The following is a 12448-nucleotide window of genomic DNA, read 5'->3' on the forward strand; positions in this document are numbered from 1 at the left end:
CTTAACGCTGCGCTTTTGCTGCTTGCTGCGCTTGTCGAACTTCTTTTGTTAATGTTTGATAATCTTTATGATCATGAGAAATACCGTACGCTTCTGCTTGCTGTTTCATTTTTGTTTCGCGCACTTCTTTCGCTACTGTTTCAAAATCTTTTCCGTTATGGTCAATTCCTAACTCCTCCGCTTGCTCACGGATGATCTCTGAGAAGTCTCGAATTTTTTTAATTTGTAAACCTTCCTTATATTTCAAAGAAGAAGCCTCCGTCTTAGTTACGCTAGTTGCTGGTCCTTCTGCCGCCACAATGCTATGCGCCGATCCTAAAATGCTAATGGAAAGGGCTCCGCTCATCACATAAGACATCGTTTTTTTCTTCATTTATTTATTCCTCCTATATCGGATAGACAGAAATCATTACTTGATAACTATACTGTATAGGAACAATGTGTCAGTAGAATGTCAAAAAGGAAAAAAATTATTAAATTTTTGTGGAAATAGTTAATAAAAATTTACAAATAAAAACGGCAGAGGATCGTATTCCCTCTGCCGTTAGCAACTATTTTTGAACAACAAGCTCTACTTTAGCTTGTTCCGCTAATGTTGTTCCAAGCTGCTCATCTGCTTGATAAAAATGAGAAATCACTCGTGCTACGATATCTCGATTCTCAATTTGTTTAAAATCATTGAGAATATTTTTAATCAGCGCCTGCTTCGTTGCCTCATCATAGCTGCGATAAATACGTCCTGCTTGTCCGAAATTATTTGTTTTTTCAATCGCTTGTCGGCCAGCCATTCCTTCCATTGGCTGAAGCGGTTCTTGGTATTGAGGTGCTTCTTTCGGCGTATCTTCATAGCTGTTTGGCTCATAATTAATCCGGCCTGTTTGCTGTTTCACCGGCATGTAGCCATCACGCTGATAATTATGAACATTCTTTTTCGGAGAGTTAATGTTTAGCTGCAAATAGTTCGGCCCTAATCGATGGCGTTGCGTATCAGAATAAGAAAACAGACGTCCTTGCAATAATTTATCTTCAGAAGGCAGCATTCCTGGCACAAGAACGCCCGGATTAAAGCCTACGGATTCCACTTCAGAGAAGAAGTCTTGCGTATTTCGATTTAAAGTCATCGTTCCAACTAGTTCCCATGGAATCTCTTCCTCTAACCAATCCTTCGTTGCATCTAATGGATCGAAGTCGAACTTATCCATATCAGCTGGGTCTAGCACTTGCACATATAAATCCCACTCAGGGTAATTGCCGCTTTCAATCGCTTCATATAAGTCGCGAGTAGCATGATTGAAGTCTTCCCCTTGGATTTTCGCGGCTTCTTCAATAGAAAGATTTTTAATGCCTTGTTTTGGTTGCCAACGCAATTTCACATACACCGTTTTTCCTTCTTCATTGAACCATTTAAACGCATGAACACTAGAGCCGCGCATTTGACGGTAGTTGGCTGGAATCCCTTCATCTGTGAATAAGTGGATGAGCATATTCGTTGCTTCCGGTGAAAGCGACATAAAGTCCCAATAGCGTTCAGGATGCTGAATATTCGTTACGGGATCGGGCTTTAAGGAGTGAATCACATCCGGGAATTTAATCGCATCACGGATGAAGAAGACAGGGAGGTTGTTCCCAACGAAATCATAGTTTCCTTCTTCTGTATAAAATTTAACTGAGAATCCGCGCGGGTCACGAGCTGTTTCCGGTGAATGCTTTCCGTGAATAACGGTAGAAAAGCGAGCAAATACAGGTGTTTCCAATCCTTCTTCTTGTAAAAAGGCGGCCTTCGTATATTTTTTCATGCTATTTTTTACCACAAATACCCCATGTGCGCCAGCACCTCTCGCATGAACGACACGCTCCGGAATGCGCTCGCGGTCAAAGTGGGCTAGTTTCTCAATTAATTGATAATCTTCTAATAAAGTAGAGCCTCGGCGTCCGGCTGTTTTAGAATTTTGATTATCAGCTACAGGTGCTCCTTGATTAGTGGTAAAATCTTTCTTCATTAAGAATCACTCCTTATTTATAATAATTATACTATAATCATTTATATTAAATAAGTCAAATGAAAAATAACTCTTTTGAATTGTTACAAAAAAAGGAAGATTTCATATGAATTCTTGGAAGATTCCTAACTTTGTTGTATGATAGGGCTGTCAGTAAATTGAAATAAATAAACCAATGATCGAGGTAGTGAACATGGTGCAAGAACAGAAACAGTTATTGTTACTCATGCAAGAAGCCATTAAAGAAGGGCATCGAGACGACAGCAAAGTAGAACAAGTCATGCACGTCATTATAGAAAGAATGCAAGAAATGTATAAAGAGGATCTACATAAACTTTGAAAGGAGCGGCCACTGTGCCGTTTTTTTATTTAAACGTACCGGCATACACTCGAAATTGACCAGTACCTCGCTAACCTCCCAGCTTCTCGCCCAACACGTATTATCCTTTACCCCCATTTACCGACAGAAAAACAAACCATTCGATCTTTAGACAAAAAATCCGACCTTCGTGTGAGAGAAATCGGCCGTCGCACGATTAATCCGGCCGTCGTGGTGAGAATCCGGCCGTCGCGCGACTAATTCGGCCGTCGTGGTGAGAATCCGGCCGTCGCGCGAAAAATTCGGCCTTCGCGGAAAAAATCCGGCCGTCGCGGAAGAAATCCGGCCTTCGTGGAAAGAATTCGGCCCTCGTACGAAAAATCCAGCCTTCACACTGGAGATTTGGCCGCTTCTTCCGCTCGCTAACACATACTAGCGAAAAACTTCTTTTTTTCTGACAGTTCATGTCATTGTTTCTTTCATTTCCAGAAAGTAAGATGGTACTCAAGAAATATTATTTGATATTTCAGAAAATACAAATGTAAGGGTTTACAAAAAAGGAGAGTGAATAATAGATGTTAAATGGTCAGGAGTATTTAGAGAGTTTGAAAGATGGTCGGGCGGTTTATTTGAACGGGGAGAAGATTTCAGATGTGACGGAGCATCCAGCTTACCGGAATTCGGCTCGTTCGATTGCTCGCATGTATGATGCGCTTCATGATCCGGAGATGGGGAAGATTTTGACGACGGAAACGGAGTATGGCGATCGAACACATAAGTTCTTTAAAACGCCGAAAAGTGCACAGGATTTGTTGGAATCAAGGGATGCGATTGCTCAATGGGCTAGATTGAGCTATGGGTTTATGGGACGCACCCCTGATTACAAGGCATCGTTCACTGCTCATTTAGATGCTTATTCCACATATTATCAAGGATTTGAGAATAGTGCAAAGGCTTGGTACAAAAAAGCGACGAAAGATGTGCCGTTCATCAACCACACGATTATTAATCCACAAGTCGATCGCTCCAAGCCGCTTCATGAAAATAAAGATGTCTTTGTTCGTGCCGTCAAAGAGCGGGATGATGGGATTGTCGTCAGCGGAGCGAAAATGGTCGGAACAGCGGCGGCGTTGACGCATTATAATTTCGTTTCCAATTATGGGCCGATGGATTTAGGTGATGGTGATCAAAGTCATGCCCTCATTTTCTTTGTGCCGATGAATGCACCAGGTGTGAAAATGATTAGTCGCCAGTCCTATGAACTGCAAGCCGCTGCGACAGGTTCGCCGTACGATTATCCGTTATCGAGCCGCTTTGATGAAAATGATGCGGTTATTGTTCTTGATGATGTGTTTATTCCTTGGGAAGACGTCTTAACATATAAAAATGTCAATATTACGAATAACTTTTTCGTTCAAACGGGCTTTTTCAACCGCTTTACGTTCCACGGCTGTACTCGCTTTGCTGTGAAGCTTGATTTCATGGCCGGCTTATTATTAAAAGCAACAGAAGCATCCGGTACGAAGCAGTTTAGAGGAGTGCAAGCCAATATTGGCGAGGTGCTGGCGCTGCGCAACATGTTCTGGGGACTTTCCACAGCGATGGCGACCGATCCGGAGTTTGGCATGGATGGAGTCGCGATTCCAAACGGTTTCTATGCGAACTCCTATCGTGTATTGGCACCGATGACATGGGTGCGCGTGAAAAATATTTTTGAACAAGTGGTCGCGGGCGGATTGATTCAGTTGCCTTCAAGCGCGAAGGATTTCTTGAGCCCAGAGCTTCGTCCATATTTAGATAAATATTATCGCGGTTCGGGGATTGACGCGGAAGAGCGCGTGAAGTTAATGAAAATGATTTGGGATGCGATTGGCACCGAGTTTGGCGGCCGTCATGAGCTCTATGAAGTGAACTATGCTGGCAACCATGAAAATATCCGCTTAGAGGCGTTAAAGCATGCGGAAGGAACAGGTGCAGCAAACCAATTTAAGTCCTTTGTAGATACAGCTCTCTCTGATTATGACTTACATGGCTGGACAAATTCAGTATGGCAAGCGTCTGATCAAAAAGTACCTGTAAAATAATTTTTCCTATATGAACAGTGTGAAAGGAGAAAAATAGATGGATGATCGACAGTTTCGAAATGCGATGGGCAAATTTGCGACGGGTGTGAACGTCATTTTAACAGAAGTAGATGGGGATGTGCATGGCATGACAGCGAACGCTTTTATGTCAGTATCACTCGACCCAAAGCTTGTTGTTATTTCCATCGGGGAACGAGCACAAATGCTAGAAAAAATTAAGCAAAGCCAAAAGTTTACCGTCAATATGCTAGCCGCTGATCAACAAGAGCTTTCGATGATCTTTGCTGGACAGATTAAGGAAAAGCGAGAGGTATCATTCGACCGCCTAGCGGATCAGCCAGTGCTTGCGGGAAGTGTCGCGCAAATCACATGTGAAGTAACGGCTGAACATGTCGAAGGGGATCATATATTATTTATCGGCAACGTAACGGCGATTGAACTCGCAGAAAGAGAGCCGCTTATTTATTTCAGCGGTCGCTACCGTTCATTGATGGAGGAAGTGCCAACGACTTAAAAGGGGGGAAGTCGCTTGAAAACCATTGTTTTAGAGCCACAAAAGTTAAGCGAGTGTCAGCAACAACGAAAACCTTGCGTCGTTGCTCTCGGATTTTTTGATGGCGTTCATCTCGGTCATCGCCAAGTGATTCATGAAGCAAAAAGCATGGCTCGCGAAAGGAGCGTCCCGCTGGCTGTGATGACTTTTTTTCCGCATCCGAAAACGGTGTTATCAAACGGAAAACAGCGAGTGGATTATTTAATGCCGGTCACGGAAAAACAGAGAATTTTTAAGGAACTGGGAGTGGAAATTTGCTACATCGTTCCTTTTGATCCGGCATTTGCTTCCTTGACGCCCGAGAGCTTTGTGCAGACCTATTTGTTTGAGCTTGGCGTTTGTCATGCCGTTGCAGGTTTTGACTTTACGTATGGCTGCCGCGGTGAAGGACATATGGATCGGATGAAGATGGATTCGGGCGGCCTTCTTGATGTCACAAAAGTGGAAAAAGTAGCGTGTCATGGGGAGAAAATTAGCTCCACGCTCATTCGTGAGAAAATCCGCACCGGAGCGGTAGAAGAGATTCCGGCTTGTTTAGGGGAAGCGTACCGTGTGGAAGGTCGTATCGAAGGGTCCATGATTTGTATGAAACCTTATTATATGCTGCCTTCCCCCGGACGGTATGCGGTAATGATTCACAGTCAAAAGCGGCCATTGTTGGCAGAAGCGGTAGTGACGGACGAGCCTGGATCTATTTTTTTACCGGATGTGGACAAGTTGGATGTGAGGCAAGGAGAGGATGTTTCCGTCGAATGGCAACGTTGTTTGTCTACAGTAAGAGAGGAACTGCTTGTTCGGTAAGGAGGAATGGAGATGTTTCTTGAGCAAAAAACGATTTCTAGAAATCTAGCGACTAGAATGATAGAAGCAGCTGTGGATAAAGCGAAAGAGTTGGGGATATCTGTAAATGTGGCGGTTGTGGATAACGGCGGGCATTTAATCGCTTTTACGAGAATGGATCATGCTCCGCTGTTAAGTGTGGATATCGCTCAAAACAAAGCGTACACAGCGGCGGCTTTCGGGTTGCCTACTCACGAATGGTACGAATTGATTAAAGATGAACCGTCATTAAAAACAGGGATTGTCCACACGGATCGGCTGACGGTGTTCGGCGGAGGCTATCCGATTCGCTGTGGAGATGCTTTAGCTGGCGGTATTGGTGTAAGCGGCGGTACATTAGCGGAAGATCAGGCTTGCTGTGAAGCGGCGTTAGTACAAATAAAGGAGGAGGTTAACAAATGAGCAGCATTGTGCGGATTGGACGATTGGAACTGAGAGTGATGGATTTGGAGGAGTCGGTGAAATATTATACCGACATTATCGGTTTGCAGGAAACAGGGCGAGATGGTGATCGCGTCTATTTAAAGGCATGGGATGAGTACGATCATCACAGCATTATTTTGCAAAAATCGGATTCGGCGGGCATGGACCATATGGCGTTTAAAGTGAAGGATGTGTATGAATTAGAGAAGCTCGAATTTAAAATCGAGCAATTCGGCTGCGAGCTTACGCGTGTGCCTCACAATACTAGATTAGCAGAAGGGCAGGCGATTCGCTTTACGATTCCAACGGGGCATGAGGTCGAGTTATACACAGAAATTGAACAAGTCGGCACAGGAACAGGGATCATCAATCCTCATCCTTGGCCAGATGGATTAAAAGGGATCGCTCCTCATCGCTTGGATCATGCGTTATTAACAGGGGATGATTTAGAATCAGCGACGCGCTTTTTTACCGAAGTGCTTGATTTCCATCAAACAGAAAAAATTGTCACTGTCGATGGCGAAGTGATGCTTGGAAGCTTTTTAGCGGCGACAAATAAAGCGCATGATATCGCCTTTGTGAAAGGACCGGATGCAAAGTTTCATCATGCGGGATTTTATGTGGATAACTGGTATGAAGTGTTAAAGGCCGCTGACATTTTAACGAAAAATGAAGTGCCGGTGGAGGTGACACCTACTCGTCACGGCATTACTCGCGGACAGACAGTGTATTTCTTTGATCCATCAGGCAATCGCAATGAAGCCTTTGCGAGCGGCTACATTTCTTACTCCGACTTTCCAACAATTACATGGACAGAGGACAAAATTGGTACAGGGATTTTCTATCATCGTCGTGAAATGCTCGAGTCGTTCTCGAAAGCATTAACGTAAAAAGGGGAGAAAACAATGACGGTTCAACAACGAGCAATCGCGCTGCTTGAAGCAGAAAAGACAAAGCAGCCGATCGATCCGTTTCCACCAATGACGGTCGAAGAAGCTTATCATACACAATTAGCGCAAATTCGCCAAAAAGTCGAAGCGGGCGCAAAAGTAGTGGGCAAAAAAATCGGTTTAACAAGCAAAGTGATGCAGGAGATGTTTCAAGTGAATGAGCCAGATTACGGTCATTTACTCGATTCAATGATGCATCTCGATGGAGAGAAAGTGTCGCTAGAGGATTTTATCCAACCGAAACTGGAATTTGAAATTGCGTTTGTGCTGAAAAAGGATGTAAAAGGGCCGGGTGTGACGATGCTTGATGTCATCGACGCGACCGATTATATTGTCCCGGCGATTGAAATCATTGATAGCCGGATTAAAGATTGGAAGATTCGCTTTGAAGATACGGTCGCGGACAATGGCTCTTCTGCTGGGGCAATCATTGGCGGCAAGCCAACGAAGCTTGATCAAGTCAACCTTTCTTCTATCGGTATGGCCGTGTATAAAAATGGTACATACTTCGATTCCGCCGCTGGAGCTGCGGTGATGGGAAATCCCGCAAGAGCAGTGGCATGGTTAGCAAACGCTCTCGGAGAATATGATATTTCTCTTCACGCTGGTGAAGTGATTCTCTCAGGTGCGTTATCAAAAGCGGTTCCAGTCGAAGCGGGTGATCAATGGACGGTCGAGTTTGACCACATCGGCTCGGTATCAGCCGCATTTCAATCAGAGGGGGTGCGCATGTGACCACATGTAAAGTAGGCATTATCGGTTCTGGCAATATCGGAACCGATTTAATGTATAAAATTGAGAGAAGCAGTTATTTACAGATGAGTGTCATGGTGGGGATCGATCCGGAATCAGAAGGGTTGAAACGAGCGCGTGAACGAGGCTATGAAACGATTGATTCAGGAATTGAAGGGTTGCTAGAAAGGCCGGAATTAGTCGATATCGTATTTGATGCCACAACAGCGAAAGCTCACCATATTCATAGCGAAAAGCTGGTGGCGCTTGGAAAAAAGGTGATTGATTTAACGCCTGCAGCCATCGGCCCTTTCACCGTTCCACCAGTGAACCTGAAGGCCCATCTTGCCGAACCAAATGTCAATATGGTCACTTGTGGCGGGCAAGCGACGATTCCGATTGTCGCGGCCATTGGCCAAGTGGTTCCTGTTGATTATGCAGAAATTGTGGCAACAGTCGCAAGTAAAAGTGCCGGACCAGGCACCAGAGCCAATATTGATGAGTTTACAAGAACAACGTCAAAAGCGATTGAACAAGTCGGCGGAGCCAAAAAAGGGAAAGCGATCATTATTTTAAATCCAGCAGAGCCACCGATTATTATGCGTGATACGATTCATGCCTTAGTGGCAGAGGAAGGAAAAGAAGCGGAAATTATCGCTTCCGTTGAACAAATGGTCAAAACGGTGCAGCAATACGTCCCAGGCTATCGCATGCGCGGCAAACCGCAAATCGAAGGGAAAAAGGTGACGGTTTTTATTGAAGTAGAAGGAGCTGGTGATTTCTTCCCTCCTTATTCTGGGAACTTAGATATTATGACAGCAGCGGCCGCCAAAGTAGGCGATGAGATGGCGAAGCAGTTAACAGCTGCGGCGTTGAAGTAGAGGGGGAGACGAATGGGCAAACGAGAGATTGAACTGGTCGATGTTACATTGCGAGATGGCAGTCATGCGATGCGGCATGCGTTTACCGAGGAGCAAGTAAGAGAGACGGCAAGGGGGCTCGATCAAGCCGGCATTCGCTATTTTGAAGTGTCGCATGGGGATGGATTAGGCGGTTCTTCTTTACAGTACGGCTTTTCAAAAGTAGATGAATTGAAGCTGATTGAGGCCGCTGCTGATGAATGTCAGCAAGCGCAAGTATCGGTCTTGCTTCTTCCCGGTATTGGGCTAAAAGAGGATTTGCAAGAGGCGGTTAAAGCAGGCGCGAAAATGGTTCGTGTCGCTACACATGTCACAGAAGCAGATGTCGCTCGTCAACATATTCAGCTTGGTCGAGAATTGGGATTGAAAACGGTTGGCTTCTTGATGATGGCTCACATGGCGCCTGTGGAGAAGCTGGTGGAACAAGCGAAGTTATTTGAAAGCTATGGGGCTGAAATTGTCTATGCGACCGATTCAGCGGGCGCGCTTTTGCCGCATGAAGTGAAAGAGCGAATCGGTGCGTTAAGAGACGCTCTTCAGTGTGAGATCGGTTTCCATGGCCATAATAACTTATCGATGGCCATGGCGAATACAGTCGCCGCTGTGGAAGCTGGCGCTACGTATGTAGACGGCAGTTTGCGCTGTCTTGGGGCGGGTAGCGGTAATACGCAAACAGAAGTGATGGCGGCTGTGTTTGATCGCATGAATATTGAAACAGGGACCGATCTTTACAAGCTGATGGATGTGGCTAATAACGTGGTCGCTCCGTTTATGCCTCGTCCGCAAGAAATTACCGGCTCTAGCTTAATTATGGGCTACTCTGGCGTGTACTCTAGTTTTCTACTACACACAAATGAAGCGGCGCGCAAATTCAACGTCGATGAACGAGATATTTTAGTCGAGCTCGGCCGGATGCAAGCCATCGGCGGGCAAGAAGACTTAATCTATGACATTGCCGCTCAAATTGCGGCGGCCAAAGGGTAAAAAATAAAGGCGGTGTGAGCGAAGCGTCTTTTGCCCAGCTCCGCCGGTTAACTAACAAGGGGGGAAATCGATGAAATCAATAACAGCTGAATGGATGGATCAAGTAGCAGAACAATTATTTGAAGCGGAAAGACAGGCGCAAGAAGTCGATAAAATGACCGCTCGCTTTCTGCAATTAAACGCCGAAAATGCTTACGAGATTCAAAGAAAGCTCATCGATATAAAGGAAGAAAGAGAACAAACGAGACGTTCCGGATACAAGTTAGGATTAACGAGCCGAGCGAAGCAGGAAATGATGGGCGTCCATGAACCTACATATGGCGTCCTGCTAGAAAATATGCAGTTGTTTGAAGGGGAACAAGTATCAATTGCTCCATTTATTCATGCCAAAATCGAACCGGAAATCGCCTTTATTTTTGATAAAGAAGTGAAGGGGCCAGCGATTTCAACAGCGGCGATTTTAGATGCAACCGCCTATATTGCACCAGCGATGGAAGTCATTGATAGCCGCTATCGAAATTTTAATTTTACCCTTGCGGATGTGATAGCCGATAATTCCTCCTCTTCCCGCTATATTTTCGGGGAAAAGCTGTACCGTCCAGATGAGGTGGATTTGCGGTTAATGGGCATGGTGTTTAAGAAAAATGGGGAAATTCAGTCGACAAGTGCAGGAGCTTCCGTGATGGGGCATCCGGCGAGAGCCGTTGCTTGGATGGCCAATAAACTAACGGCTGCGGGCCAATCGATTCGGCCGGGAGATGTTGTGTTATCCGGCGCTTTAGCGGGAGCGGTAACGATTGCGCCAGGCGATCATTTTTCCGTTCACTTCGATGGAATCGGTTCATTAGATATTACATTTAAGGAGTGAACAAAATGCCCTTGATTCAAGTGAATATGTTACAAGGTCGTCCACCTGAAAAAAAAGAACAGCTAATTGAAGAGTTAACGTGGAAGGTCGCTGAAATTCTTGAATGTCCTAAAGAGAACATCCGCGTAATGATCAACGAAATGCCGCCGGAACACTGGGGGATTGCCGGTGAATCGGTGAAAAAAAGGCGAGCAAAGGAGGAGAAATGAATGGAGAAGGTGCAAACAAAGGTAAAGGAAATTAAATTGTTCATTGATGGCGAATATGTAGAGTCGGGAAACGGTTCGCTGTTTGAAGTGAAAAACCCAGCGACGCAACAAGTAATCGCCCGCGTGCATGAAGCGACGAAGGAAGATGTCGATCGCGCGTGTCGTGCCGCTCGCCGTGCGTTTGAAGAAGGACCATGGCGGACGATGCCACTAGCGGAGCGCTGTGCGAAAATTCGCCGCATGGCTGAAATTATTTTAGAAAGAAAAGAAGAGCTCGCTCGTTTAGAGGCGTTAGATGTCGGCAAGCCTTATCCGATGGCGTTAGAACGGGAAATCCCACGCGCAGCGCATAATCTTAGTTTTTTCGCTGATTTTATGGAGCAGCAAGGCGGCGAAGTGTATCCGATGGGAGAAGAATATTTAAACTATACCCGCTATGAACCAGTAGGTGTGGCGGCGCTGATTACGCCGTGGAACTTGCCGTTTATGTTAACGACATGGAAGCTCGGTCCATGTCTTGCGGCCGGTAATACAGCGGTCATTAAACCAGCGGAGATCACGCCGATGACCGTTTCTCTTCTTGGAGAAATTGCGAAAGAAGCGGGCATTCCCGATGGCGTCATCAATGTGGTGCAAGGCTTTGGGCCGGGATCAGCCGGAGAATTTATGACGACGCATCCGGAAGTCGACCTCATTTCGTTTACGGGAGAAACAGCGACAGGAAAGGCGATTATGAAAAATGGCGCGGATTCATTGAAGAAGGTCGCGTTTGAGCTTGGCGGAAAAGCGGCGAATATCGTCTTTGAAGATGCCGATTTAGATAAAGCGATTCCCGTATCCATTCAAGCGGCCTTTTTAAACTCTGGGCAAGTGTGTCTCGCCGGATCGAGAATTCTTGTACAGCGCTCCATCTTTAAAGAATTCGTCGATCGCTTTAAAGAAGCGGCGCTGGCGTTAAAAGTCGGTGATCCGCAAGAGGCAGATACGAATATGGGGCCGGTAGTGAGTGAGGAACATTACCGCAAAGTCACAAGTTATTTAGAGATTGCCGAGGAAGAAAATTCGGAGCTTGTTTGCGGGGGAGCGCGTCCGGAACTACCTGATTATTTAAAGGACGGTTACTATTTAGAGCCAACCGTATATATTCAAGAAAATCCGCAAGCACGTATTTGCCAAGAAGAAATTTTCGGCCCGATTGTGACATTGATTCCATTTGATACGGAAGAAGAAGCGTTAGAGATTGCCAATAATACCGATTATGGACTAAACGGTGTCGTCTGGACGGATAACTTGCAGCGTGCTCACCGAATTTCTCACCATGTCCGCGCCGGTACGATTTGGGTGAATTGCTGGTTTGTCCGCGACTTGCGCGCTCCATTTGGCGGGTTTAAAAAGAGCGGCATCGGTCGTGAAGGCGGCCATCATAGCCTGGAATTTTTCTCGGAAGCAAAAAATATTTGTATCGCGTTAAAATAATAGTAGAGATGAGTGAAGGGCCGAAAACGCACTTTACTCATTTCTTATTTTTTGAATATTTCGGAATAATCAATTAAAATGAAGAGGTGG

14 protein-coding genes are annotated in these 12448 nt (G+C 45.5%); 12 read left to right on the forward strand and 2 right to left on the reverse strand.

Features of this window, described 5'->3' with window-relative positions; translation table 11 throughout:
• Position 1: 1 nt before the first annotated feature.
• Positions 2-373, reverse strand: a complete 372-nt coding sequence (locus IRB43_RS07605; RefSeq protein ID WP_203362864.1) for a hypothetical protein — start codon at positions 371-373, stop codon at positions 2-4.
• Between the two features lie 178 nt (positions 374-551).
• Positions 552-2000 (reverse strand): catalase, encoded by a 1449-nt coding sequence (locus tag IRB43_RS07610; RefSeq protein WP_203362865.1) that lies wholly within the window; start codon positions 1998-2000, stop codon positions 552-554.
• Positions 2001-2193: 193 nt separating this feature from the next.
• Here IRB43_RS07610 and IRB43_RS07615 point away from each other — a divergent pair, with 193 nt between their 5' ends.
• The 12 genes from IRB43_RS07615 to IRB43_RS07670 all read left to right on the forward strand — a co-directional run bounded on the left by IRB43_RS07615 (position 2194) and on the right by IRB43_RS07670 (position 12358).
• On the forward strand, positions 2194-2340 hold the full coding sequence (locus tag IRB43_RS07615; protein ID WP_203362866.1) for a hypothetical protein: 147 nt from the start codon (positions 2194-2196) through the stop codon (positions 2338-2340).
• A gap of 554 nt (positions 2341-2894) precedes the next feature.
• Complete coding sequence (locus tag IRB43_RS07620; RefSeq protein WP_203362867.1) at positions 2895-4403, forward strand: 4-hydroxyphenylacetate 3-hydroxylase family protein; 1509 nt, start codon at positions 2895-2897, stop codon at positions 4401-4403.
• Positions 4404-4440: 37 nt separating this feature from the next.
• Positions 4441-4917 carry a flavin reductase family protein gene (locus IRB43_RS07625; RefSeq protein ID WP_203362868.1) on the forward strand — a complete coding sequence of 159 codons (477 nt, stop codon included), beginning with the start codon at positions 4441-4443 and terminating at the stop codon, positions 4915-4917.
• Positions 4918-4932: 15 nt separating this feature from the next.
• Positions 4933-5757 (forward strand): FAD synthetase family protein, encoded by an 825-nt coding sequence (locus tag IRB43_RS07630; RefSeq protein WP_203362869.1) that lies wholly within the window; start codon positions 4933-4935, stop codon positions 5755-5757.
• A 12-nt stretch (positions 5758-5769) separates the two neighbouring features.
• Complete coding sequence (locus IRB43_RS07635) at positions 5770-6198, forward strand: GlcG/HbpS family heme-binding protein (RefSeq protein WP_203362870.1); 429 nt, start codon at positions 5770-5772, stop codon at positions 6196-6198.
• Positions 6195-7109 (forward strand): catechol 2,3-dioxygenase, encoded by a 915-nt coding sequence (locus IRB43_RS07640; RefSeq protein ID WP_203362871.1) that lies wholly within the window; start codon positions 6195-6197, stop codon positions 7107-7109. Before IRB43_RS07635 ends, IRB43_RS07640 begins: the two co-directional genes overlap by 4 nt.
• Positions 7110-7124: 15 nt before the next feature.
• Positions 7125-7904: a 2-keto-4-pentenoate hydratase gene (locus IRB43_RS07645; protein ID WP_203362872.1), complete on the forward strand. Its 780-nt coding sequence runs from the start codon at positions 7125-7127 to the stop codon at positions 7902-7904.
• Positions 7901-8782 carry an acetaldehyde dehydrogenase (acetylating) gene (locus tag IRB43_RS07650; RefSeq protein WP_203362873.1) on the forward strand — a complete coding sequence of 294 codons (882 nt, stop codon included), beginning with the start codon at positions 7901-7903 and terminating at the stop codon, positions 8780-8782. The genes IRB43_RS07645 and IRB43_RS07650 overlap by 4 nt, the downstream gene beginning before the upstream one ends.
• Positions 8783-8794: 12 nt before the next feature.
• Positions 8795-9805 carry a 4-hydroxy-2-oxovalerate aldolase gene (gene dmpG / locus IRB43_RS07655; protein WP_203362874.1) on the forward strand — a complete coding sequence of 337 codons (1011 nt, stop codon included), beginning with the start codon at positions 8795-8797 and terminating at the stop codon, positions 9803-9805.
• Positions 9806-9875: 70 nt separating this feature from the next.
• Positions 9876-10673 (forward strand): 2-keto-4-pentenoate hydratase, encoded by a 798-nt coding sequence (locus IRB43_RS07660; RefSeq protein ID WP_203362875.1) that lies wholly within the window; start codon positions 9876-9878, stop codon positions 10671-10673.
• A gap of 5 nt (positions 10674-10678) precedes the next feature.
• Complete coding sequence (locus IRB43_RS07665; RefSeq protein ID WP_203362876.1) at positions 10679-10882, forward strand: 2-hydroxymuconate tautomerase; 204 nt, start codon at positions 10679-10681, stop codon at positions 10880-10882.
• The gene (locus tag IRB43_RS07670; RefSeq protein ID WP_203362877.1) at positions 10883-12358 is read left to right on the forward strand and encodes an aldehyde dehydrogenase; all 1476 of its coding nucleotides are present in this window, start codon (positions 10883-10885) and stop codon (positions 12356-12358) included.
• Positions 12359-12448 lie beyond the last annotated feature (90 nt).

Origin of the sequence: Bacillus sp. REN10, from assembly GCF_016820555.1 — a bacterium.
Lineage (GTDB): Bacteria > Bacillota > Bacilli > Bacillales > Domibacillaceae > Bacillus_CE.